The following is a 23,266-nucleotide window of genomic DNA, read 5'->3' on the forward strand; positions in this document are numbered from 1 at the left end:
GTTAAAACGAAACGAGGTCTAATATGGAAGGCCTCGTTTTTGTTTACATAGGGAATAAATGTTAATAAGTAGTTTAAATTGAAAAAAGATTAGCATCTAAATAAGATGCTAATCAATGCTACAAACAGAAGCAGAGCAATCTTCACAAGCAATTTCACATTTTAAAAATTGTAAATCGTGGATTGTAATCTTTCCTTTATGAATTGAAATTGTACCTTGCTTTTTTAATTCATTTAACATTCGATTTACACTTTCACGTGAAGTTGCACAGAAATTAGCGAGTTCTTGATTCGTTAATGGTAAATCGATGAGAATACCATTTTCTTTTAATACACCGTAACTATTTGTCATTCGTATAAGAGTAGAGTACAGGGCACCTTTTTTGCCGTGTAATACTAAATCTCGGAACTTCGTTTGCATTCTTCTTAAATGTTCACTAATCCATTTCATAAATTCAAATACAAGAGCGGGTTTTTGGAGTAATGCTTTTTCTAACGCTTCACGTTTTATTACACCTACTTCAACATCTTCAAGACATTTTGAGTTTAATAAATATTTTGCATTATCCGTGAACAATGTTAATTCTCCAATAATGTCATATTCCGAACAAATTCGAAGTGTTAATTCTTGTCCGTCAGCACTAAGTTTACTAATTTGTACTTTCCCTGAGTGAATGATATAGAGTTCTGTTGCCTCCATACCTTCTTGAAAAATAAAACTACCTTTTTTTATCTGCATTTTATATTCAACAGATGCAAGTAATTCTTTTAAATCTTGAGATAATGTCATACTGTTTGCCACAGTGATCACCTTTCTTCTTATAAGCAATACATTTCCTATTTTGAGTGTAAGTATGATGAAAATGCAAGAGCTATTTAAAAATAAATTGAAATTTCAATGACCGTAAGGAGGAGTGGCTAAAGATGTGAACAAAATGCGAACGGATTTGTGAAAATTTTTTGAATGGGGAAAGTGATGTGAGAAAAGTCACATTGAATATGTAGCTTCTTTTTTATAATGAAGGCAAATAAAAAAATGAAAGCTTACTAAGGATTGCAGCAGAAAAGAAGGGATATAGATGCACGAGAACATGAAAGATTCTTTAAAGCGGCCACTTCAAGATTTACGCATTTCAGTTATTGATCGTTGTAATTTTAGGTGCACATATTGTATGCCTGCTGAAGTGTTCGGACCTGATTATGCTTTTTTACAGAAAGAGTGTTTATTAACATTTAATGAAATAGAAAGGTTAGCTAGATTATTTATAAGTATGGGAGTTAATAAAATTAGGCTTACTGGCGGTGAACCTTTATTGCGTAAAGACTTACCGAAATTAATTGCAAGACTTACAAATCTAGAAGGCTTAAAAGACATTGGACTCACAACAAACGGAATTCATTTAGCAAAACAAGCTAAGGCGCTAAAAGACGCGGGATTAAAACGTGTAAATATTAGTTTAGATGCGATAGAGGACCATGTCTTCAAAAAAATTAACGGAAGAAATGTAAGTACAAAACCTGTACTGAAAGGAATAGAAGCAGCAAATGCTGCTGGATTAGAAGTAAAGGTAAATATGGTCGTAAAAAAAGGGATGAATGATAGTCAAATTCTTCATATGGCTCGTTATTTTAAAGAAAAAGAAATTCAGCTCCGTTTCATTGAGTTTATGGATGTAGGCAGTACAAACGGATGGAATTTTGAAGAAGTCATTACGAAGGAACAATTAATAGAGAAAATTAATCGTGTATATCCAATTGAGCCCGCTCAGCCTCGTTATTTTGGAGAGGTTGCGAAATTGTATCGATATGTAGGGAGTAATGCAGAAGTTGGATTTATTACTTCTGTTTCTGAGTCATTTTGTTCTTCTTGTACGAGAGCTCGTATTTCGGCAGACGGCAAGTTTTTCACGTGCCTATTTGGAGCGAAAGGAACGGATTTGCGAACGCTTCTTCGAGAAAATATTTCTGATGCATCACTATTAAAAATTTTAAATGATACATGGCGATATAGAACAGATCGATATTCAGATGAAAGAACGGTTGAGAATACAAGTAAACGTCCAAAAGTTGAAATGTCTTACATTGGTGGATAGTGAAAGGAGGATTTCTTATGCAAGAGCGTTATTCAAGACAAGTGTTGTTTTCTGGAATTGGTGAAATGGGACAAAGAAAAATAAGAGAAAAGCATGTGCTCCTAATCGGTGCGGGTGCGCTAGGAGCTGCGAATGCAGAAGCACTTGCTAGGATGGGAATTGGGAAATTGACAATTGCTGATCGTGACTACGTCGAATGGAGTAATTTACAGCGGCAGCAGTTATATACAGAAGAAGATGCGCAGCAGTGTAAACCAAAAGCAATTGCAGCAGCAGAACATGTAAGAAAGATTAATTCTGAAGTGGAAATTGTACCAGTTGTAACAGATGTCACAATGCGAGAAATAGAAGAGTTAACAAAAGATGTGGATCTCATATTAGATGCGACTGACAATTTCGATACGCGTCTACTTATAAATGACATTTCACAAAAAGAAAATATACCTTGGATATATGGCGGATGCATTGGGAGTTACGGTGTAACGTATACAATTCTTCCTGGGAAAACACCATGTTTTCGCTGTCTAATGGATCATCCTATGGGCGGTGCAGCATGCGATACAGCCGGAATCATTCAGCCAGCTGTACAAATGGTCGTTGCTCACCAAGTTACAGAGGCGATGAAAATATTGGTGGGTGATTATGAATCATTAAGAGGGACGATGTTGTCATTTGATATTTGGAACAATCAATATCTCTCATTAAAAGTAAATAGACAGAAGAAAAGTACATGTCCTTCTTGTGGGAAATCACGAACGTATCCAAGCCTAATATTTGAAGCGCAAATGAAAACGGAAGTGTTATGCGGACGGAATACAGTTCAAATCCGTTCAGGAATAAAGAGAAATCTTAATTTAACCGAAATTCAAAAACGATTACAAAAAAGTGTACATGTTAAAAAAACGCCTTACTTACTATCATTTCTAGTTGATGAATATCGTTTTGTTTTATTTATAGACGGTAGGGCATTTATTCATGGGACAAATGATGTAAAAATAGCAAAACGATTATACGCCAAATATATAGGATGAACAGAAAAATCGTTTTTTCCTTATTAAAACGAGGTGAAAAAAGAATGTTAGATAAACGTATACCAATTCCAGTAGCAGAAGCAGTTGCTCGTGTAATGAAATATGCCTACCAAGGTGAAATGGAAAAGGTTTCTCTTATAGAAAGCTACGGTAGAACACTTGGAGAAGATGTTATTGCAGATCATGATGTTCCGCATTTTGATCGCTCTCCGTACGACGGGTTTGCGATTCGAGCGGAAGATACAAAAGAAGCGAGTAGTAGTAACCCCATTCAATTTGAAGTAATTGGCGAAATTGGAGCAGGCTTTGTTTTTACAGAAGAAGTGAAAGAATTTCAAGCTGTCCGTATTATGACAGGTGCCGCAATTCCGGAAGGGTGTAATGCGGTTGTTATGTTAGAGCTAACGGAAGGATTTGAAGAAAACGAAAAGATTTATATGGTATTAAAACGTTCTTTCTCTTCTGGCGATAACATTTCTTTTAAAGGAGAAGATGTAAACCAAAATAGCATCCTTGTGAAAAAAGGGACTGTTATTAATCCTGGAGTAGCAGCGCTTCTTGCTACGTTTGGTTATAGTTCCGTACATGTTATAAAACAGCCGGTTATTGGAATTGTAACGACAGGAAGCGAACTGCTTGAAGTACATGAACAATTAAAGCTAGGAAAGATTCGAAATAGTAACTCTTATATGATTGCTGCTCAAATTGAACGAGCCGGCGGAGTTGTACAGTATTATGGGCAATTCGCTGACGATTTAGAGACGTGTTATAACACTGTAAAAAAAGCGATGAAAGAAGTCGATATTTTAATTACAACTGGTGGCGTTTCGGTAGGAGATTATGACTATTTACCTGCTATTCATAAGAGGTTACAAGCTAATGTACTTTTTAACAAAATAGCGATGCGACCAGGAAGTGTGACAACTGTAGCTGAGGTAGAAGGAAAACTACTATTTGGTTTATCTGGTAATCCTTCTGCTTGCTATGTCGGTTGTGAATTATTTGTTCGGCCAGTTATTCGAACATACTTGTATAAGAAAAATCCGCACGTATTTCGTGCAGAGGCAATATTACAAAAAGACTTTCCGAAAGCAAATCCATTTACTCGATTTGTAAGAGGGAAAGTGGAAATTGTAGATGGAACATTGCAAGCTATACCAGTTGGTTTAGATAAATCTAGTGCAATTTCTTCACTTGCAGAGGCGAACGCATTTATCGTCCTGCCGGGAGGAACGAGAGGATTTGAAGCAGGAATAACTGTTTCGGTACTGTTATTAGAATCAAACGCTGGAAGTGAGTGGCCTTGGGAAGAACCACTTCGATCATACAAATAATAGAAAAATAGATTACTAACTTATACAAAGATAAGAGGTGCAAAATGATACAAACGTATTATGAAGTAATTGATACACCTATTTCAATTGAGGAAGTTACAAACAAAGTAATTCGTCGTGAGTGTGGCGCAGTTACTACTTTCGTTGGTACTGTTAGAGAATTTACGAAAGGACGTCGTACGCTACATTTAGAGTATGTAGCATATAAAACAATGGCAGAAAAACAACTTGAGAGAATTGGTACTGAAGTAGGAGAGAGGTGGCCTGGGACATTTGTCGCCATTACACATCGCATTGGTACATTACAAATTTCTGATCTTGCTGTTGTCGTCGCTGTTTCTACACCACACCGGAAAGCAGCCTATGAGGCGAACGAATATATTATGGAGCGTATAAAACAAATCGTTCCAATTTGGAAGAAAGAATTTTGGAAAGATGGTGAATCATGGATTGGTGATCAGTTAGAGAATGTAGCATATGAGAATGGTGAGCCTGAAGAGGAGATGAGAATATGATTGAAGTACTATTATTTGCACATTTACAAGAAGAAGTAAGTAAGCCAGCATTACAAATCGATTGTGAAAATATTACAGTTGCTGAACTAAAGAAGGTACTCATTAAGAAATACAACGTAGCGATTTCAAATGAAATCATGGTAGCTATAAATGAAGAGTATGCAAATGAGAATGACATCATTCAAACTGGTGATACTGTGGCGATGATTCCGCCAGTAAGTGGTGGTTGATTCTTTTCGACCTAATCATGTTACGACGTGATTAGGCTGGAGAGAATGAATATAACTATGCATACATAGGAGGGAACAGGATGAAAAGTCCTAATTTTCAATTAAGTTTACAAACTTCTAATCTAATTATAGGTTTTATGGTATGGGTCATTTTATCATCATTAATGCCTTATATTAAAGTGGATATCCCATTAACTGCGGGGCAAATTTCTATGGTCACAGCAGTACCCGTTATTTTAGGTTCTGTTCTTCGCATTCCAATTGGTTATTGGACAAATCGTTTCGGAGCAAGAAAATTATTCTTTATTAGTTTTATTCTATTATTACTTCCTGTCTTTTATATTAGTGTTGCCAATTCTATGATGGATTTAATTATTGGTGGATTATTTGTAGGAATCGGTGGTGCTGTATTCTCTGTAGGAGTAACTTCTTTACCAAAATACTTTCCGAAAGAGAGTCATGGTTTTGTAAATGGTATTTACGGTGTCGGTAACGCCGGAACAGCAATTACTTCATTTTTAGCGCCTGTTATCGCAACTTCAGTTGGCTGGAGAACGACAGTACAATGTTATTTAGTTTTACTTGCAGCATTTGCACTTATGAACTTTTTATTAGGTGATCGTAAGGAGAAAAAGGTGAATACACCATTAATGGAACAAATAAAAGGTGTATATAAAAATGAGAAACTTTGGTTTTTATGTATCTTTTACTTTTTAACATTCGGATCATTTGTCGCATTTACAGTATACTTACCAAACTTTTTAGTATCTCACTTCGGATTAGAGAAAGTAGATGCTGGTATGCGAACTGCAGGATTCATCGTACTCGCAACAATTATGCGTCCGATTGGTGGTTGGCTCGGAGATAAGTTTAATCCATTTAAAATATTAATCTTCGTATTTATCGGTTTAACACTTTCAGGTATTATTTTATCATTCATGCCTAGTATGAACGTGTATACATTTGGTTGCTTACTAGTCGCATTTTGTGCAGGCATTGGTAATGGTACAATCTTTAAACTCGTTCCAATGTACTTCTCAGAACAAGCAGGTATTGTAAATGGACTCGTTTCAGCTTTAGGCGGACTAGGAGGGTTCTTCCCGCCCCTAATTTTAACATTACTATTCCAACTAACAGGCCATTATGCAATTGGATTTATGGCATTATCAGAAGTCGCACTTGCTTGTTTAATCATTACAGTGTGGATGTATAGTCAAGAAAAGCTGTTAGTGATGTTAAAGAATCATTAATAAGGAAAAAGAACCATCCCAAAGTATTTTGGGATGGTTCTTTTAGTAATAGGCTTCAACATGTTTTTATTGATCTCTCAATAAACGCTTGTTTTCTATAAGAATGTGCTTTTAAAATGAAGATGTCAAAAGTTATTCAATTAAAGGGCAGATTAATTAAGGAAATCTTAAATCTATTCTAAAGATCGAACTCATTTTTAGAATGCAAATATTTAATTGAATCGGGATGTTTAGATGAAAAAAATATAAGTCCACTCAAGATAAACAAGTATCAGGTGTGTTAGGTAGTTTAAGCGACAAGTATAGGATTGATGCAAGTATCCTTCGCATAGTAACTGCATTATCAGATTTTTTTAGGGCCAAATTTTTTGGTAAGGTTAATGGATATTGTGAAAAAGTATACTTAAAATAAAGAAGATAGTTTAGGTCAATAAGATAAAATTATGAATTTGTATAAATAATCCATAATTTTCTTTATGAGTTATATTTGGTATGTTAAAGAAAAGAGAGGAGAGGGAAATGAAATAAGAATTTTTGATGCACATTTTCATATTATTGGTTTAAGTTTTTCTGATTATTGAGAATTGAAGGGGTTTTCCGACTGATTAAATGTGATTCATATTTAGTAAAGTGTTTAATCCAACTAAAATATATTTAGAATGAGGTTTTACATGTTTGTTTTTATTATACTAGACGTAATATTACCAATATTAATATTAATGCTAATTGGTGCAATCTTACAAAGAAAGTTCCAATTTAACTTAAAGCAGCTTTCTACACTTATTACTTATTGCTTAATGCCAGCGGCTGTATTTGTGAATATATATGATATTAGTATAGAGACAGGTTTGTTGCTCCAAATAATATACTATTTAATGCTTTATAGTCTGAGTCTGATCATAGTAAGTCATTTCATTTCAAAAACATTAAAGTTAGAAAAAGGAGAAAGTGCAGCTCTAAAAAATAGCATTTCGTTAATGAATTCCGGTAATTATGGGTTACCAGTAAGTCAATTGATTTTCAGTCACAATCCAGTGGGGGTTTCCATTCAGATTTTTATTGTGATTTTCCAGAATCTTTTAACTTATTCATATGGGATATATAACTTACTATCAGCAACAAAAACAATCGGAGGTATTATTCAATCATTTATAAGACTGCCTGTATTTCATGCGCTCGTACTAGGGGTTCTCTTTCAATCGTTTACAATTCAAATACCTAATTCTATCTTTCTACCTCTTAATCAGCTTGCGAATAGTTTTGTTGCCATAGCACTCATATTGCTAGGAGCACAATTAGCCAACATTAAGCTTAATTTTTTCCATAGAGTCATAACATGGTCTTTAATTGGAAGGTTACTGATGGGGCCATTATTAGCACTTTCCATGATCTATCTCTTAAACATTGATGGAATTGTTGCACAATCATTATTTATTGCAAGTTCTTTTCCTACTTCAAGAAATACATCAACCATTGCTATGGAATATCAAATAGAGCCTGAATTACATGCACAAATCGTTTTATTTTCAACAATTTTCAGCATTATTACAGTAACTGTCGTTATTTATTTATCATATATTTTGTTTTGAATATACGTGCAAAAACGAAAAGATTTGAGGCGGTAAATGATGGACAGAAGTCCTATAGATATGAGAAGAAAGCAGTCTTTCATATATTGGGTGTCGTTTACAATTGTACCATGTTTCAAAATCTAGTGACTTAATTCAAAAAAAGAAACTTATTAGGGTTTATTTCGTATGGAAATCTTTAAAGTATTTACATATAGACTTGCGAAAAAAAGACACAATCTCGCTTATAATTAAAGTTATATGAGCTTAGGGTGATAGCGATGGGGTGGGAGTGTCAAGTAAGAATTTTATGCATAATTGCCACTAAGGGAGATGATTAAAAGTTGAGTAAACAGAATATCAGCACAATAGTTTCAGGAGATTTGATTGTTACCCATCTAATTGGCCAGATTAATACAGAGGATGTGTATGAATGGTTTAATGATTTTGAGCAGGTTTGTCAGCAATTTATTTCTGAGGGTCGGAAATACAAATTGTTGGTGGATAGAAAAGGGTATACCCCAAATCATTTTTCTGTTCAAAAAGTATGGAAAGATAAGTTCTTCAATGAAACCATTTTGAATCATAGTAAGGCAATTGCATTTCTTCTTGAAGAAGGAGAGATACTGAAGTATTTACAACAATCCAATACAAAAGAATCCGTGGAGTTTTTTGATGATTATGAACAAGCGCTAATTTGGTTGAATGAATATCCAATATAAAAACTGAATAGAAAGAGTTGCTCGTAATGTTACACTTGTCATGAAATTTATTTGTTTACAAGTTGCAAACACCATTTATTTTCTTCATAGATTGCTTGTGAAATAAAAGAACAGAACTACAATAAAAAGAACAAACGTCCCCTAAAAAACGTTTGTCCAAAGGTAATTACTATTTTAACTAAGAAATAGATTACAATTTATGTGTACGAGAAATCTTTTTTATAAGTTTAGGCAATATAGATGTTAGTTCTTGCTTCAAACGCTTCGTAAATGATGGATCTTTACCAGAAGTTGAAATAGTGACAACATATTCATTATTTCTTATAACGCCAGGTGTGTGAAAAGATGATTCTGTACCATCACTTACAACGTTAACCCACTGGAAATCATGAGCGGCCTGTTTGACCATCATATTTACAGCGTGTTGATTTGTAGCTGCATAAATAAGGTGAGCATCTTTAATATCATCATTACTAAAAGCTTTTTGCTTCCAAGTAATATAAGAAAGTTCCTTCATTTCCTCGCAAATTTCTGGGCTGACAACAGTGACGAAAGCGCCTGTATCTTTTAATCCAGACGCTTTTCGATATGCAATTTTACCTCCACCAATGATAACAACCACTTTATTTTGTAGATTAAACATAAGAGGGTACATGTTATACATATATGCATTCCTCCATTCGTTCTAACAATGTTAGTTTCATATATGTATCAAACTGAAGACAGTTACAAGTCGTAACATGATTGTATTTTTTTGTATGCAATTCAATTTTTTGAAGTAATAATCCGGTAAAGAGAAGGTATGGCATGACATATACATGGGACGCAGTCGATGTTATAGCCTTGAGCTCGGCAGTAAAAGAGGGAGTTCCTTTCGTTAAAAAGGAACAGGATACTGGCATACCAAGTTTTCGTTCGATAGCTGCTCCGATTTGTTGTAACTCATATATCGGTTGTGTATCACTACTGCCTCGTCCTACGAGTAAAATACTACTATTTTGCATTGGCATAGCTTCACGTATTCTTTTCACTACAAGTTCCACCATATGTGGATGTGTACTAAAAGGAGGTACAACTGAAAATGTTATTTGTGGATATTTCTTTTGTAGTTGTTCTATTTCAAAAGGAATATCACGTTTATAGTGAGCTGCTGCAAATAATAAAACAGGTACAATCATTATTTCAGTTACTCCCTCTATTATCGTTTCTGTAACTGCATCCGAAATAGTAGGTGTCGTTAGTTCTAGAAAAGCTATTTTTTGAATTCTTTCGTTTCGCTCTTTCATAACAGATTGAATAAATTGAATGAATTGTTCATTACCTTCTTGTAGCCGGCTCCCATGTCCAACATATACAATTCCTTTCATTGTCTCACCATGTCTTTCTTCATAAGAGTTTCTTGTAATTGATGATCTACGTTATGAAACCCAACTTTATTTGCATAGTATAAAGTTGGAACATCGGTATACGAGAATGGGAGAGTAAGAATATTGATAAAGCCAAGGCGTTTTATTTCTGCTAGAAACTTATCAATAGAAGCACGACCTTCAAATACAATGCTATCCCATGAGAATTCAGAAAGCATACGTGAATGAATTTCATCGAAGCGATGATCAATTGTGTACTCATGAGTCATCATATAGGAACCAGCACCAATTTTTTCTTGAATAACAGCAATTCGGTTAATGTTTCGTCCTAAATAAACTGTTGTATTGGAAGAGAACTCTGCTTGTTTACTTAGTAGCCCATATTGCATAAGTTTTTCTTGAGTGGCAACGTTCATATGTTGTAGTTGCGCTTGTAAAGAACGAATATCTTTTTGGTGTTTACTACATGATTGCATCAATATTTCTACACTTTCAGCTGAACAAAAAACAAGACGATTAACGTTAAAAATTTCATTGATTTGTTCAAGTGTTAATGTGTATTCTACCTTTTTGAAAGTAGGAATTTGATATATTTCTGCACCGGCTTCTTGTAACTTTTGCTTCATTGAACTTGTTTTATTCGTTGCAGATGCAAATAAAACTTTTTTCTCGTGTAATGGTTTACGTTCTTTCCAAGCGATCTGATCCCGTAAGGAAACGACATCACCAATAATTGTCATAGAAGGATTAGAAATATTTTCGTTTTTGACAATAGAAACAATGGTAGACAGTGTCCCTGTGACAACGCGCTGTTTACCAGTTGTACCCCATTCAATGACTGCTACTGGCGTATCTTCTTTTTTTTCTGCTTGTAGTAAGTTTTCACAAATTGTAGGTAAGTTTTCTATACCCATGTAGTAGGCAATTGTGTCGCTATTGTGAGATGAATTATATTTTCCATGGTCGGTTAAAGGACCTTTTGCATGTCCGGTTAATAAAGTGACGCTATTACTGTAGTCACGGTGGGTGAGGGGAATACCTGCATAGATACTAGCGGCGATGCTAGATGTAATACCTGGTACAATTTCATATGGAATATTTGCTGATGCTAAAGTCTCTGCTTCTTCACCAACACGGCCAAAAATAGATGGATCTCCGCCTTTTAAGCGGACTACGATTTTTCCCTCTTTCGCAAATTGAAGGAGGTGTGCGTTAATCATTTCTTGACGCATAGTATGATTCTTTGGCATTTTTCCGCAATAAATAAGTTCACATGTTTCTTTTGTATAATTAAGAAAGGAAGGGTTTAATAAGCGGTCATATAAGACGATATCTGCACGATTTAAGCACTCTATCGCTTTTTTTGTAATAAGCCCTTCATCACCTGGTCCTGCACCAACTAAATATACATATCCGTTCATATTCGCACCTCGTCTATTTTTATTTAAAAGGAAGCCAGGGGAGGCTTCCTTTCGTAAATTACATGTATATATAAATATCCCCGTCAATAACTTCTACTTCATACGTTTGAATACAACCATCATCAGGTTTTTGAACTTCACCTGTTAGTAGTGAAATTTTCCAATCATGTAGTGGACAAAAGACGAATTCTCCAGATATAATACCTTCCGCTAATGGCCCGTTTTTATGAGGACAACGATTTTCTACAGCTCGAATATCGCCATTTGAAAGGCGGAATAGGGCGATAGACATACCTTTCATTTGTACCTCTTTACCGATTTGAATAGGAAGGTCTTCTGCACGCATAACTTTTATTTTTTCTTTCGTTTGTATCATATAGATCACAGCTCCTTATTTCACAGTTTCTACTTCATACATCGTTTTTAATGATTTCGTTTCTAGTGCTTGTCCCCATGCTTCTTTATATGTGCCACGAGCTTTTTGGAAACGTTCATTTAACTTAGTGACCATATTTGCATCTTGCAGTATTTCCTTTATGTGATCGAAGCCTAATCGTTCTGTCCAGTAGGCAGTACGCTCTCCATAAATACCAGTTTCACGATAATATTGCATGTAAGCTGTAGCGATGCGAAGGACATCATCTTCAGTAGGGACAATCATTACAAAATCAGCTTCGCGTACTTCCGTACCACCATTTCCGCCAATATAAAGTTGGTATCCATTTTCGACACAAACAACGCCAAAATCTTTCGTCAGTACTTCCGCACAGTTACGCGGACAGCCCGTTACACCCATCTTCATTTTATGAGGTGTATCTACCATTTCTAATGATTGTTCAAGCAACATACCAAGTCCTAATGAATCTTTCGTACCGAAACGGCAGAAACGAGAGCCAACACATGATTTTACATTACGAAGAGATTTTGAATACGCATATCCAGAAGCCATATTTAATTCAGCCCATACGTTAGGTAAATCTTGTTTCTTAACACCGTATAAGCCAATTCGGCTCGCACCTGTAATTTTCACAAGTGGAACATCGTACTTTTTCGCAACTTCAGCAATTTTCATTAAATCATCTGCTGTTGTAACGCCTCCGTACATACGTGGAATAACAGAGAAGGTACCATCGTGCTGGATGTTACCATTCATTCTTTCATTCACGAAACGGGATGATTTATCATCTTCATATTCTTCTGGAATCGCCATACGTAAATAATAGTTCAAAGCAGGGCGACATTTTGAACAGCCGTCTTCATGTGCAAAACCAAGAACGTTTCGTACTTCTTTTGGAGATTTTAAACCTTTCTCATGAATGGCCGCTACGACTTCATCACGTGATAACGTTGTACATCCGCACATACCAGTAGACTGCGCAGAAGCATCAAAAGCATCTCCGAGTGTATGAGATAAAACTTGTTCCACAAGCGGACGACATTTACCACAAGACCCTGCGGCTTTCGTACAGCCTTTAACTTCTTCAAAAGTCTTTAACTCTTGTTCTAAAATGGCGTGAACGATTGTGCCTTTCGTAACACCATTACATCCGCAAATTGTGTCATCCGCACTCATAGTAGCAACGTCAAGTTCATATTCTTCACCAGCTTTGTGAAGAAGGGAAGCGGCTGTATATTCTTGTATGTCTTCTTCTTTCTTTAACATGCTAAAGAGGCGTGTACCATCAGCTGTGTCACCATATAAAACGATACCGACAACTTTATTATCACGAATTAATACTTTTTTATAGGAACGTTTACATTCATTAAAGATGGATATTGCTTTCGTTTGATCATCTTCATAAATTTGGCCAGCAGAGAATAAATCACAACCAGCAACTTTTAATTGTGTACCGACGATACTGCCCGAATATCCATCAGTTTGTAAATTTGTTATATGTTTTGCTAATATCGCACCTTGTTCATAAAGAGGAGCAACAAGTCCATATGCGATACCGTCATGCTCTGCACATTCTCCAACTGCATAAATGGACTCATCATTTGTTAGCATATAGTCATTGACTACAATACCGCGATTTACAATTAGACCAGCATCTTTTGCTATTTGCGTATTTGGGCGTATTCCGACAGCCATTACGATTAAATCACAATCTACAACTTCACCGTCTTCAAATTGAATGCCCTCAACATGGTCTGTACCAAGAATTTTTACAGTTTTCTTTTCCATTAAAAACTTCATGCCTTGTGCTTCTAAATCTTCACGCAGAAGAGCAGCTGCTTTCGTATCTAGTTGTTGCTCCATTAAGCTAGGCATTAAATGAACAACATGTACGTCCATTCCTAAATCAATTAGACCTCTTGCGGCTTCTAAACCGAGTAACCCGCCACCAATGACAACGGCCTTTTTCTTTTCTTTAGCGGTATCTATCATAAATTGTGTATCTTCAATAGTTCGAAATCCTGTTACACCAGAAAGTGCGGAACCTTCAACAGGTAAAATAAAAGCACTAGAACCTGTTGCGATAATGAGCTTGTCGTATGTAAGAGTACGCTTCTTTTCTGTAATAATAATTTTTTCTTCTCGATTAATACTTTGCACTCTTTCATTCGTATACAAGGTTATTTCGTTTTCTTCATACCAACTGTATTCATTCATAATGATATCTTGCATATTTGTTTTGCCTTGTAAAACATGAGAGAGCATAATGCGGTTGTAGTTTGGATGCGGTTCATCTCCAAAAATAGTAATCTCATATGAATCACTATCATGTTTTAAGATTTCTTCCATACAGCGAATGCCAGCCATACCATTTCCGATCATAACTAAACGTTTTTTCATTTTCGTTTCCCCTTTTTATGTGAAATATTGAACAAAGGATTATATTTTTATTATAGAAAATCAAATAAGGGGGAGATGTGATATTTATCACATTTTTATAATGATTCACAAATTGTTAAAATTCGGTTTTATGTGAAGGGGATGTGAATATTTTTCGCGAAACGAAAAAGCAGGCCATAAGTATTTACACTCATGTCCTGCACTTGATTTATGCTTTCGTAATGGCACGCGGAAATAAAATATTATTTTCTAAATGAATATGCTCAAATAAATCAGACTCTAGCGCTTCGAGGCGTTGGTAAACAAGTCGATAAGTACCGCAAGCACCTTCTGGAGGAGTAAAGTCATTTGTCACTTTACGAAGTTCTTTTATAATATTTCCAGCATGATTGTGCTCATTTTCTAGTTCATTTACTACTTTACGTAACTTAGCATAGTTTTCATTAGTTGGATTTTGTTCAAATTCTAAAATTAATGGAAAATCTTCCATTTCTTCTTTAATTAAATGCTGTTCTAATTCCATTTTAAGTTCATGAAATAGCTTATGAATTTGAGCTAAATGAGGCTGACTTGCCCCATGAACACGTAATACTTTTGTCACATATGGACTTAACTGTGGTAATTCTTCATTTAAATAGCGGTGATGCTTATTTATAACATAATCAATCAATTCACGATAAGAAGCATTTTTCCAATCAATTTCCGATTCATTTAATCGTTTCGTATTATGATAAAGCATATTTAACTCTGTAAGCACTTCAGTAGCTGATAAATTTCTTTCATGAATTGCATCAATAAGTGGCTTATTACCGCCACAACAAAAATCTATTCTATATAATTTAAAAAGATCACTAGCTTTCGGAAATTGTGTAACAATCTCACCAACAATTGAAGTTTCAGTAAATGTATGTTCCATATGAATGCCTCCATAAAATTTTAATGTAATATCTGAATTAAGAATAGCGATAAATTAAAATCTATGTAGTGATTGAAATCACTTATTCTGTGTCGTTTTTGAGAATAATAAGAAGAATGTTATTAAAATAAGGGGGAAAGTAATAAGTGGTAATGTTTTACGTTAATAAAAAAGAAGCTTAGTAAAAGCTTCTTTTTTATTACTATTTTTCACATGCAATTCCATCGCCATCACGATCAAGATGAGAGCTATAACCTGGTTGCCCTTTATGTAAAGGAGCTTTCCCAGCTGCTCTAACTGCAGCACAATTTTTGTAGTATGCACTATCAGTATTACCATTAGCTGGTTGTGTTTGAGCTTGCTGTGCTTTTTGTTCTTCTTGTTGTTTGCGAGCTTGTTCATCAGCCAGACGTTTTTGCTCTTCTTGTTGTTTACGAGCTTGTTCATCAGCCAGACGTTTTTGTTCTTCTTGTTGTTTACGAGCTTGTTCATCAGCCAGACGTTTTTGTTCTTCTTGTTGTTTACGAGCTTGTTCATCAGCCAGACGTTTTTCATCCTCTTGCTTACGAGCTTGTTCTTCGGCTAGACGCTTCTCATCTTCTTGCTTTTGAGTTTTTTCGTCCGCCTCTTTCTTTTCTAGCTCTTTTTTCTGTTCGCTATCTTTTGGCTCTTCATTATTAGAGGCAACTTTTGTACTAGTTGCTGTCGTTTTTTCAGAAGAAGGAGCTGAAATACCTAATAACGCAACAAAAATGACAAATAATACAGCTGTAATAATAAATTGTTTTTTCGCTACACCTGTTTTCTTAATAACAGATAAGATTGCTAGAACAAGGAAGAATATAAATAGAATGAAACTTAAAGTAGAAAAAAACTCGACGACGGGGTGTTCCGATTTTGTTGTACCGGCCGTTATTAATATAATAGAAATCATAAAAAGAATAACGGTAGGACGTCCATATTGTTTTGCTTTTCCATTTTTCTTAAAGAATGAAATGATACATAAGATTAAAAGAATAAAAGCAATAAAAAATAAAGCTGCACCAATATTACTTAAAATTGACATTTTCATACCTCCATTTGTAAGATTCTTCTTATTGATTATATAGGAATTTATTGGATATTACACGTTTTGTATAAATTTAGAAAATTAATATTTTTAATAGACTCATAAACATTTATTTTGTATATAAGGAAAAATGGATATATTTCCTATTACTTTTTGAAAGAGATTTCATAAATTATAGTATATCGATTGAAAGGAGGAGATTTGAATGGAATTTCAATTGTTGGTAACTTGTATATTACAAGAAGGTAATGCTTACTTTTTAGTAACGAAGGTAGATGATGTTATTACGTTAAAAGTACCGATTACTGCGGGAGTAGCAGGTTTATTTTTAGCTTTAGGTGTACCAAGATGTTCTTAATTTAAATCTCTATAGTAGAAGAGGAAGGGACATGCCTTCCTTTCCTACTATTACATAATATAATTATGTAAACTTAAATATCATATTTGTGATAGCACGTTTGAAATGGACATGCATATACTATAATGTTTCATTGGATGTTAGCGGTGAAAGGTAGTTTTAATAAGTGCATCCAGTGATATTTTTAAGCTATGAAAATAAAAGAGGTGCTATTATATATGAAAAGAAAAACATTGGATATTCCAGTTACATTGCGAAGAGAGTGGTTTTTAATAGAGTTAGCTCATTTAACGAAAAAATATGGAATTGAAATTGCAACTAGTAAAATGGATGCTGCACCGTTTTTAAGAGATCAAGTTACGGAGTCAAAGATAGGGAAAGGGCTACAATACGATAAATATGATGATGAGTATATAATTGAAAATTAAAGGGTAACAACAAAATTAAATTAATTTATAACAAATATAAAATAAAGCAGATTCTAAATATAGAATCTGCTTTATTATGAAATACTTGTAGTCAACTAGCCTCTTTCTAGTGTTTTTCCTACATATTTCTCTTGCGTTATTCCAAAAGAGTCACGAAGAATGCGAGCATAATCTTTAGATTCTATTGGTCGTTTATTTTTGGTGCCTTTAAAGGTTTCTGTATAATTTTTATTTGTTAATGATATGTGACCATAAGTAGTTAATTTACAAGTGATAGCTCCTTTATTAAAAGGAGATTCTTTATGCTCTACAATCACTTTTTGAATCTTATTCACTTTTTTCTCATCTATTGGATCTACAGTGAAAGCATAGCCTATTTTCCATTCGTTTGAAGGTTCAGATTGTAAGAAACTTGTAGATTCCCCGTTAGCTCCTTTTCTCATTTCTAAAATATGCGTACCTTTTCGAGTATTTCGCTTACGAATTCGATATTCTCCTGTTTGAGAGGAGATGACTTCTCCGTTAAAAGGGACTGGATGTAAAGGGAGATGAGATGCAAAACCTGCATCCACAACATAATCTTTATCCTCATGACTTAATATGATAATGACATGACCATCATCGGGTTTCCATTTATTATCGTAAAGGTCATAAACAGTACCGGCTACTTTGTATACTTGAAACCCACAATCAATTAAAAAATAATACAATAGGGAGTTTAATTCATAACAAAGTCCACCTCGTTTTTGAATAAGTAACTTTTCTATTAAGTTATCTTTTGAGATATTTTTAATAGTACCAGCCATAATATCAAGATTTTCATAGGGGAGAATCATTCCCATTTTCAAGAGAATTCCATCTAAATCATCAAATGTTATTTCTTTTGCAGGAATTTCTAAGCGTTTAAAAAACTCCTTTTGTAATTTGGTCATCATAAAGTATTCTCCTTTCTTTTTACAGAATTTTCTTCTGCTCACCGATAGGTTAGTACTTCTAAAAAGTTAATTCAAGTGTGCGGAAATTATCATAATATATGTTTCTGGAAATATGATTTTCTATTCGGAAATTTCAGTTTAATTTTTAATCGTAGGAAAGTCTTATAATACAAGCTCCTTTAAAATTAGTTTGTATTTAATGAAAAGAAAGTACATATCTTTATTATATTTTTAAATAACTAACTAGTAATAAAATGTTTTTTTACTAAAATTTTTTCAAGATTTGTATGCTTTATATAAACAATAATGATTTAAAAAATATCTGGGTGTAGCGAAGTTAACAATTATTGAGAAACTTTTTTGTCGTATTCTATCAAAAGGAAGAGGTAGAAACAAAGAGAATAACGAGAGTTAAGGAAGAGGGGATACAACTAGTAACCTTCTAAAAATAGGGCTAACATCTTTTAAAAATGAAAGATTAGCTATTATTAAGGAAGGGAAAATATAAAATATTATAAAGAACACCTTCTTTCAAAAAAATAGGGGGAGTAATATGCGACTGATGAGAAGATGTGTGGCCTTACTAATTGTATTTTTTATCATGGCTCCAACGATTAGCACAAATGTACAGGCAGAAGTTGTAAAAGAGCTTGGAAAGGGGTTTCCTGATACAGAAGTATTCACACCTGGAGAATGGTTTTTAGGCCAAAAACCTGCTAATTATAATGAGAATAAACCGCCAATTCTCTTTGTACAAGGAAGAAATGGTAATGCTGATAGTTGGTATGGAAAGACAGTATATCATGATATAAATGATATGTATGATTATGCTTTAAAAGCAGGCTATCAAACAGTGTTTATACAATTGTATGATGCTGCAGGGAAAGGTTCGGCTAGTCAGTGGGATAACGGAAAATTGTTAGCACAAAAACTTGAAGAAATATATAATCATTTCGGTAAAAAAGTTAATATTGTAGCGCATAGTAAAGGTGGTATTGATACACAAGCCGCATTAGTTGAATATGGTGCGAATCGATTTGTTGGAAATGTTATTACACTTGCTACACCGCATCACGGCTCAAATTTAGCAGATTTGTCATATAGTTGGTGGGCAGGGTGGCTTGCTTCTATATTAGGTCAAAAAGATGATGGTACGTATTCGTTACAAATAGGTGAAATGGCAAAGTTTCGTTCAATAATAGATAACAACCCAGCAGCTAAATTAAACCGTTACTATACGGCTACTGGAACTAGCTGGGGACCAACATTTTCTGCATTATCTATGGGCGGGTTATATTTATCATCGTACGGTTCAAATGATGGACTAGTAAATGAATGGAGTACGAAGCTATCGTACGGTACACATTTATTTACAGATTCCAGATTTGATCATGACAATATAAGAAAAGGATCAGCTGTTTTTGCACGAATTGAACCATATTTACGTACGACAAATGTGGGATTACCAGCTTTAGTAGCATCCAGCACTAGTTCAAATGAAGATCTAGAACAATTAAATACAACTTCAAATCAAAATATTTTAGGAGGCGAATTACCACAAAATCAGTGGATAGAGCAAAGTATTTCTGTTGATAAAAAGGCTGAAGGAATAGTTTCTGTACTAACTGCTTCTTCTGATGTAGAAGTACAAATGGTATCTCCAAAAGGAAAAATCTATGCAAATAAAGATAGCGCTATAACTACTGGTGAAGGCGAATCTTTCTTTAATGGGGCGACAATTAGAACGTTTAAGTTTGATAAATTGGAAGTAGGCGAATGGAAAATCAAAATGATGGCGAAGCAGTCGAAAGATGCATATTTAGTTGTAAGCGATTACAAGGATGATGCACCATTTGTTCTTCGAATGCCTACAAAAGTTAAAGTAAATAAACCTGAGTATAAACTGAAAAAATCACCTGTAGCACCTGAAATGAAAGGGGATCTTTCCATAACAGTAAGAGTCGTTAATAAAGAAGGTAAGTTAGTCTCTGAATTTAATGAATTACAAAATGTTAATACGAATACATTTACAGGTGCTTTGAAAGATATAAAACAACCGGGAGTATATAACGTTACGATGGATATAAAAGGGATGAATAAAGAAGGAAAACCATATAATCGTACGATTGTTAAGTCGGTTTATGTAGAGAAATAAGGAAGAACAAATAAGTATAATAAAAAAGTGCAGAAATCTTGTGTTAGAAAGAATTCTGCACTTTTTTATGTGGGGAGAGATAATAGAAGTTGAAAAAAACTGTTATTCAATAAAAAAAGATGCTGAAATAGCATCTGAATGTAAAGAAATAATTTTAACTTAGTTTTGTAACTGTTAATTCCACTGAATTTATACCATTGTCACAAGTTACAATACTTTGACGATTAAAACCACTATTATTTCTAAGTTGAAGAGTTGAATTAGCAGGCACTGTAACAATCGTTTCGCCAACGAGTTGAAGACATTCGTTATTTGATGAAGTATTCATTTGAATAGCGAAATCACCTTGACTATCAGCAAGTGGATTGTTATTTAAAAATATAGTTATGACTGGGATATGTGGAAATACAGGATTTAAAGTAGTATTAATACTGGAAATGAACGAAACTCTATAATCACCAGCTTGTCTAAAGTGTATAGTAGTAGGATTTAGTAAGGAAACGCCTCCTGCTAAAGGTCCAACGTAATTAAATGAAAAAGGATCGCCAAAAGGAACAGTTATAAATTCAGTTTGCCAAAAAGTTCCGTATGCAGGACAGCTTCGTTTATGTGAATGGTCACATGAACATTTTTTATTTGAACTGGAAGAAGATTTGCATGAGCATTTTTTATACGAGTTTGAAGAATGATAGTATGAACCCAATATATTACCTCCTATTCTTAATAAATTTAAATCACATAGTAGTTTATGAAGATGAATCACAATTGGCGTGTATGCTTGTACTATAAAAGGAGATAGATTTGGAATATAAAGTGGTCAAATGATGAAGTGTAGTATTTGGGTATTACCTGTAACACCTTTTGAAGATGATAAGGTTTATAATTTGATAGAAAAATAAATGGAATTTCTAAATAGAGTGAAGTAACGAGGAAACGTTTATCCCGCTATTTTCCGAGCAGTAAGACTCCCACCTCAAAATTCAGCGAAAGCAAAGAAGTTAGGTGGGGGATGAATTAAACCCCCACTCATTAAAATTTTACTTTACTATATTTATTTAGTCTGACAAAACAGAAATATTACCTTTAGCTGTATGGATGTTATCATTTGGTGAAGTTATGATATTTAACTGTATGTATATTAGGCTATTCAGTTTATCTTTTATTTGCGTAGCTGAGCAGGAAAAAGTCAGAAAATATAGAATAATGTACATATGAAGCATCATTTGTTTTTGGTGTGAATAGTAATTAAAGATACGCTAAAATATTTAAAATTGTAACGAAAGAGAGATTAAATAATAGAAGGAGCAACTTACATGGAAAATATATTAAAGGTATCTTCAAAATCAAGCCCAAATTCAGTCGCAGGTGCAATAGCAGGAGTACTAAGAACAAGTGGTAATGTGGAAATTCAAGCGATTGGGGCTGGAGCTATAAATCAAGCGATTAAAGCAATTGCGATTGCAAGAGGGTTCGTCGCTCCAAGTGGTATTGACTTAGCTTTTGTTCCAGCGTTTCAAGAGATTTCTATCAATAATGAAGAGAGAACAGCGATTAAATTAATTGTAGGCCCTAGAAAGAAAAGGTCTTAGTAGAAGAGAGCGTTACTATAAGGGAAAAAGCTAATAGACTTCCCAGGTTAGATACGTTATTTTATGTAACCGATCCTTGGGTGTGGACACGGCATTATACCGGACTCATGTCTGTTAATTTCTCCTTAAATTTAGCGCGTGTTCTAGATACTTAAAAATGCCAAATCCTTTGTGATATAAGGGATTTGGCATTTTTGATGTTTTTAAAAATAAACAACCTTAAAACTGCTCATTCTTCTCCCAAGATTCAACGATATAGCATGAGAAACCTTATTATATCAAGGTTTGTAAGTGGTAGTTTTCCATGATGCTCACATTTTGCTCACATTAAATCTGTTCATTTTTTATCAGGTGTTTTCATTAGATTTTATTATGCTCTCGAAGTTTTCTGCTGCTTGTTGCTGCATGTTCTGTGTGATGTGGCTATACTTGTCTAAAGTCATTTGAATAGATGAGTGTCCTAAGCGATCTTGTACGATTTTAGGGTGTTCTCCAGCTTGAAGCATGAGTGTAGCGTGAGTATGTCGTAAGTCGTGTATACGAATTCTAGGAACACCAGCTTTTTTATAGTGATCATTCAAAAAGCGATGAGGAGCATCTATATGTAAGGGTGAATGTATCGTATTGCCAGTGAAAATAAAGGCCTCTTCATTCAAGTGTATACCCCAGCGGAAAAATTCTTTCTTTTTATAGGAGTAGTAGGATTGTAACTTTCCTATAACAAAAGAAGAGATACTAATACTTCTATTTGAAGACTTAGTTTTTGTAGCAGCTTTAAATAGTCCTTTTTCTGTTTTTACAAGTGATTTATTAACCAGGATACGTTTATTATCAAAGTCAATATCTTTCCACGTTAGTGCAAGTAATTCTCCGCGTCTCATACCTGTATAGATTGCAAGTAAGAAGAACATATGGTATTTAATATTTTTTTCTTTTAGATACTGGAGGAATCGATTACATTCTTCGCTAGACCATGTTTTCATTTCACCTTGCTCTTCACGTGGTTTTTTAACCTTATTCATTATATTATCATGTATGATTTCCCATTCTACAGCGTGTTTGAAAATGCATCTTAGGCAGCGGTGGATATTGCTGATTGTACCATTTGATAGTCCTTTTTCCTTAAGTTCAGCATAGTAGCTTTGAATCATTACGGGCTTAATACTTTTAATTTTTTTATAACTAAATGGGGGAAGGATATAGAGCCTAACTAAGCTCATGTCTTTTTCATAAGATGTAATTTTTAATTCAGCTTTACGAAGAGGCTTTAACTTTTCCCATACATCTAAAACAGTTAATTGTTTGTCATCAAAATATATTCCTTTCTCTATCTCTGTAATCATTGTAGCAACAGCATTTTGGGCTTCTTTTTTTGTTCTAAATCCACTCTTACTTTTTTGCTGGCGTTTTCCTGTGGCCGGATCTATACCGATATCTATTGTAAAAGACCACGTATTTCCACGTTTACGAAAACTTCCTTTCATATTTA

The 23,266-nt window shown here is 34.2% G+C and carries 23 protein-coding genes and 1 pseudogene; 13 read left to right on the plus strand and 11 right to left on the minus strand.

Features of this window, described 5'->3' with window-relative positions; translation table 11 throughout:
* Positions 1-108 precede the first annotated feature (108 nt).
* Positions 109-801 (minus strand): Crp/Fnr family transcriptional regulator, encoded by a 693-nt coding sequence (locus tag NST86_RS10450; RefSeq protein WP_000013866.1) that lies wholly within the window; start codon positions 799-801, stop codon positions 109-111.
* A 277-nt stretch (positions 802-1,078) separates the two neighbouring features.
* Between NST86_RS10450 and moaA the strand changes: the two genes are divergently transcribed.
* The 9 genes and pseudogenes from moaA (at position 1,079) to NST86_RS10495 (ending at position 8,742) form a co-directional block, all read left to right on the plus strand.
* Positions 1,079-2,092, plus strand: coding sequence for a GTP 3',8-cyclase MoaA (gene moaA / locus NST86_RS10455; RefSeq protein WP_000545033.1), 1,014 nt, complete (start codon positions 1,079-1,081; stop codon positions 2,090-2,092).
* A gap of 17 nt (positions 2,093-2,109) precedes the next feature.
* Complete coding sequence (locus NST86_RS10460) at positions 2,110-3,123, plus strand: molybdopterin-synthase adenylyltransferase MoeB (protein ID WP_086424315.1); 1,014 nt, start codon at positions 2,110-2,112, stop codon at positions 3,121-3,123.
* Between the two features lie 44 nt (positions 3,124-3,167).
* Positions 3,168-4,457: a molybdopterin molybdotransferase MoeA gene (locus NST86_RS10465; RefSeq protein ID WP_000884820.1), complete on the plus strand. Its 1,290-nt coding sequence runs from the start codon at positions 3,168-3,170 to the stop codon at positions 4,455-4,457.
* 44 nt (positions 4,458-4,501) lie between these two features.
* Positions 4,502-4,972, plus strand: coding sequence for a molybdenum cofactor biosynthesis protein MoaE (locus NST86_RS10470; RefSeq protein WP_340933670.1), 471 nt, complete (start codon positions 4,502-4,504; stop codon positions 4,970-4,972).
* Complete coding sequence (moaD, locus tag NST86_RS10475; RefSeq protein WP_000573682.1) at positions 4,969-5,202, plus strand: molybdopterin converting factor subunit 1; 234 nt, start codon at positions 4,969-4,971, stop codon at positions 5,200-5,202. Before NST86_RS10470 ends, moaD begins: the two co-directional genes overlap by 4 nt.
* Positions 5,203-5,282: 80 nt before the next feature.
* On the plus strand, positions 5,283-6,452 hold the full coding sequence (gene narK, locus NST86_RS10480; RefSeq protein WP_000841857.1) for a nitrate transporter NarK: 1,170 nt from the start codon (positions 5,283-5,285) through the stop codon (positions 6,450-6,452).
* 238 nt (positions 6,453-6,690) lie between these two features.
* Positions 6,691-6,819 (plus strand): annotated as a pseudogene (locus tag NST86_RS10485) (PspC domain-containing protein); the annotation flags it as partial.
* A gap of 304 nt (positions 6,820-7,123) precedes the next feature.
* Positions 7,124-8,041, plus strand: coding sequence for an AEC family transporter (locus NST86_RS10490; RefSeq protein WP_086424314.1), 918 nt, complete (start codon positions 7,124-7,126; stop codon positions 8,039-8,041).
* 323 nt (positions 8,042-8,364) lie between these two features.
* Positions 8,365-8,742, plus strand: a complete 378-nt coding sequence (locus NST86_RS10495) for an STAS/SEC14 domain-containing protein (protein ID WP_000043362.1) — start codon at positions 8,365-8,367, stop codon at positions 8,740-8,742.
* 190 nt (positions 8,743-8,932) lie between these two features.
* On the opposite strand, the gene NST86_RS10500 is transcribed toward NST86_RS10495, so the two are convergent.
* From NST86_RS10500 to NST86_RS10530, 7 genes are all read right to left on the minus strand, one after another.
* Positions 8,933-9,406 (minus strand): precorrin-2 dehydrogenase, encoded by a 474-nt coding sequence (locus tag NST86_RS10500; protein ID WP_000282595.1) that lies wholly within the window; start codon positions 9,404-9,406, stop codon positions 8,933-8,935.
* Positions 9,399-10,109 carry a sirohydrochlorin chelatase gene (locus NST86_RS10505; protein ID WP_000676476.1) on the minus strand — a complete coding sequence of 237 codons (711 nt, stop codon included), beginning with the start codon at positions 10,107-10,109 and terminating at the stop codon, positions 9,399-9,401. The genes NST86_RS10500 and NST86_RS10505 overlap by 8 nt, the downstream gene beginning before the upstream one ends.
* Positions 10,106-11,530 (minus strand): uroporphyrin-III C-methyltransferase, encoded by a 1,425-nt coding sequence (locus NST86_RS10510; protein WP_086424313.1) that lies wholly within the window; start codon positions 11,528-11,530, stop codon positions 10,106-10,108. The genes NST86_RS10505 and NST86_RS10510 overlap by 4 nt, the downstream gene beginning before the upstream one ends.
* Positions 11,531-11,588: 58 nt before the next feature.
* Positions 11,589-11,906, minus strand: coding sequence for a nitrite reductase small subunit NirD (nirD, locus tag NST86_RS10515; RefSeq protein WP_000616686.1), 318 nt, complete (start codon positions 11,904-11,906; stop codon positions 11,589-11,591).
* A 15-nt stretch (positions 11,907-11,921) separates the two neighbouring features.
* Positions 11,922-14,327: an NADPH-nitrite reductase large subunit gene (gene nirB / locus NST86_RS10520; protein WP_227593455.1), complete on the minus strand. Its 2,406-nt coding sequence runs from the start codon at positions 14,325-14,327 to the stop codon at positions 11,922-11,924.
* A gap of 208 nt (positions 14,328-14,535) precedes the next feature.
* Complete coding sequence (ric, locus tag NST86_RS10525) at positions 14,536-15,243, minus strand: iron-sulfur cluster repair di-iron protein (protein WP_000401343.1); 708 nt, start codon at positions 15,241-15,243, stop codon at positions 14,536-14,538.
* A gap of 202 nt (positions 15,244-15,445) precedes the next feature.
* Positions 15,446-16,309, minus strand: a complete 864-nt coding sequence (locus NST86_RS10530) for an excalibur calcium-binding domain-containing protein (RefSeq protein ID WP_086424311.1) — start codon at positions 16,307-16,309, stop codon at positions 15,446-15,448.
* Positions 16,310-16,517: 208 nt separating this feature from the next.
* On the opposite strand from NST86_RS10530, the gene exsG reads away from it, so the two are divergent.
* Positions 16,518-16,670, plus strand: a complete 153-nt coding sequence (exsG, locus tag NST86_RS10535) for an exosporium protein ExsG (protein WP_000395679.1) — start codon at positions 16,518-16,520, stop codon at positions 16,668-16,670.
* 218 nt (positions 16,671-16,888) lie between these two features.
* Positions 16,889-17,098, plus strand: coding sequence for a hypothetical protein (locus tag NST86_RS10540; RefSeq protein WP_000824207.1), 210 nt, complete (start codon positions 16,889-16,891; stop codon positions 17,096-17,098).
* Between the two features lie 95 nt (positions 17,099-17,193).
* On the opposite strand, the gene NST86_RS10545 is transcribed toward NST86_RS10540, so the two are convergent.
* The gene (locus NST86_RS10545) at positions 17,194-18,033 is read right to left on the minus strand and encodes an arylamine N-acetyltransferase family protein (RefSeq protein ID WP_000988428.1); all 840 of its coding nucleotides are present in this window, start codon (positions 18,031-18,033) and stop codon (positions 17,194-17,196) included.
* Between the two features lie 553 nt (positions 18,034-18,586).
* Between NST86_RS10545 and NST86_RS10550 the strand changes: the two genes are divergently transcribed.
* A complete protein-coding gene (locus NST86_RS10550) occupies positions 18,587-20,188 on the plus strand; it encodes an esterase/lipase family protein (RefSeq protein WP_340933676.1) in 1,602 nt (533 codons plus the stop codon).
* Between the two features lie 154 nt (positions 20,189-20,342).
* Here NST86_RS10550 and NST86_RS10555 read toward each other — a convergent pair whose 3' ends face one another.
* Positions 20,343-20,891: a hypothetical protein gene (locus tag NST86_RS10555; protein WP_000536154.1), complete on the minus strand. Its 549-nt coding sequence runs from the start codon at positions 20,889-20,891 to the stop codon at positions 20,343-20,345.
* A 610-nt stretch (positions 20,892-21,501) separates the two neighbouring features.
* On the opposite strand from NST86_RS10555, the gene NST86_RS10560 reads away from it, so the two are divergent.
* Positions 21,502-21,777 carry a stage V sporulation protein S gene (locus tag NST86_RS10560; RefSeq protein WP_000427801.1) on the plus strand — a complete coding sequence of 92 codons (276 nt, stop codon included), beginning with the start codon at positions 21,502-21,504 and terminating at the stop codon, positions 21,775-21,777.
* Positions 21,778-22,124: 347 nt separating this feature from the next.
* On the opposite strand, the gene NST86_RS10565 is transcribed toward NST86_RS10560, so the two are convergent.
* Positions 22,125-23,261, minus strand: a complete 1,137-nt coding sequence (locus NST86_RS10565) for a site-specific integrase (protein WP_144575174.1) — start codon at positions 23,259-23,261, stop codon at positions 22,125-22,127.
* Between the last annotated feature and the right edge of the window lie 5 nt (positions 23,262-23,266).

The organism is Bacillus sp. FSL L8-0199 (genome assembly GCF_038005705.1).
In the GTDB taxonomy this organism is placed as follows: domain Bacteria; phylum Bacillota; class Bacilli; order Bacillales; family Bacillaceae_G; genus Bacillus_A; species Bacillus_A cereus.

What these genes read in the sequence shown, in the direction of transcription:
- moaA (WP_000545033.1), top strand. Translation starts at nt 1,079, where the DNA reads ATGCACGAGAACATGAAAGATTCTTTAAAGCGGCCACTTCAAGATTTA.
- NST86_RS10460 (WP_086424315.1), top strand. Translation starts at nt 2,110, where the DNA reads ATGCAAGAGCGTTATTCAAGACAAGTGTTGTTTTCTGGAATTGGTGAA.
- NST86_RS10465 (WP_000884820.1), top strand. Translation starts at nt 3,168, where the DNA reads ATGTTAGATAAACGTATACCAATTCCAGTAGCAGAAGCAGTTGCTCGT.
- NST86_RS10470 (WP_340933670.1), top strand. Translation starts at nt 4,502, where the DNA reads ATGATACAAACGTATTATGAAGTAATTGATACACCTATTTCAATTGAG.
- moaD (WP_000573682.1), top strand. Translation starts at nt 4,969, where the DNA reads ATGATTGAAGTACTATTATTTGCACATTTACAAGAAGAAGTAAGTAAG.
- narK (WP_000841857.1), top strand. Translation starts at nt 5,283, where the DNA reads ATGAAAAGTCCTAATTTTCAATTAAGTTTACAAACTTCTAATCTAATT.
- NST86_RS10490 (WP_086424314.1), top strand. Translation starts at nt 7,124, where the DNA reads ATGTTTGTTTTTATTATACTAGACGTAATATTACCAATATTAATATTA.
- NST86_RS10500 (WP_000282595.1), bottom strand. Translation starts at nt 9,406, where the DNA reads ATGTATAACATGTACCCTCTTATGTTTAATCTACAAAATAAAGTGGTT.
- NST86_RS10505 (WP_000676476.1), bottom strand. Translation starts at nt 10,109, where the DNA reads ATGAAAGGAATTGTATATGTTGGACATGGGAGCCGGCTACAAGAAGGT.
- NST86_RS10510 (WP_086424313.1), bottom strand. Translation starts at nt 11,530, where the DNA reads ATGAACGGATATGTATATTTAGTTGGTGCAGGACCAGGTGATGAAGGG.
- nirD (WP_000616686.1), bottom strand. Translation starts at nt 11,906, where the DNA reads ATGATACAAACGAAAGAAAAAATAAAAGTTATGCGTGCAGAAGACCTT.
- nirB (WP_227593455.1), bottom strand. Translation starts at nt 14,327, where the DNA reads ATGAAAAAACGTTTAGTTATGATCGGAAATGGTATGGCTGGCATTCGC.
- ric (WP_000401343.1), bottom strand. Translation starts at nt 15,243, where the DNA reads ATGGAACATACATTTACTGAAACTTCAATTGTTGGTGAGATTGTTACA.
- NST86_RS10530 (WP_086424311.1), bottom strand. Translation starts at nt 16,309, where the DNA reads ATGTCAATTTTAAGTAATATTGGTGCAGCTTTATTTTTTATTGCTTTT.
- exsG (WP_000395679.1), top strand. Translation starts at nt 16,518, where the DNA reads ATGGAATTTCAATTGTTGGTAACTTGTATATTACAAGAAGGTAATGCT.
- NST86_RS10540 (WP_000824207.1), top strand. Translation starts at nt 16,889, where the DNA reads ATGAAAAGAAAAACATTGGATATTCCAGTTACATTGCGAAGAGAGTGG.
- NST86_RS10545 (WP_000988428.1), bottom strand. Translation starts at nt 18,033, where the DNA reads ATGATGACCAAATTACAAAAGGAGTTTTTTAAACGCTTAGAAATTCCT.
- NST86_RS10550 (WP_340933676.1), top strand. Translation starts at nt 18,587, where the DNA reads ATGCGACTGATGAGAAGATGTGTGGCCTTACTAATTGTATTTTTTATC.
- NST86_RS10560 (WP_000427801.1), top strand. Translation starts at nt 21,502, where the DNA reads ATGGAAAATATATTAAAGGTATCTTCAAAATCAAGCCCAAATTCAGTC.
- NST86_RS10565 (WP_144575174.1), bottom strand. Translation starts at nt 23,261, where the DNA reads ATGAAAGGAAGTTTTCGTAAACGTGGAAATACGTGGTCTTTTACAATA.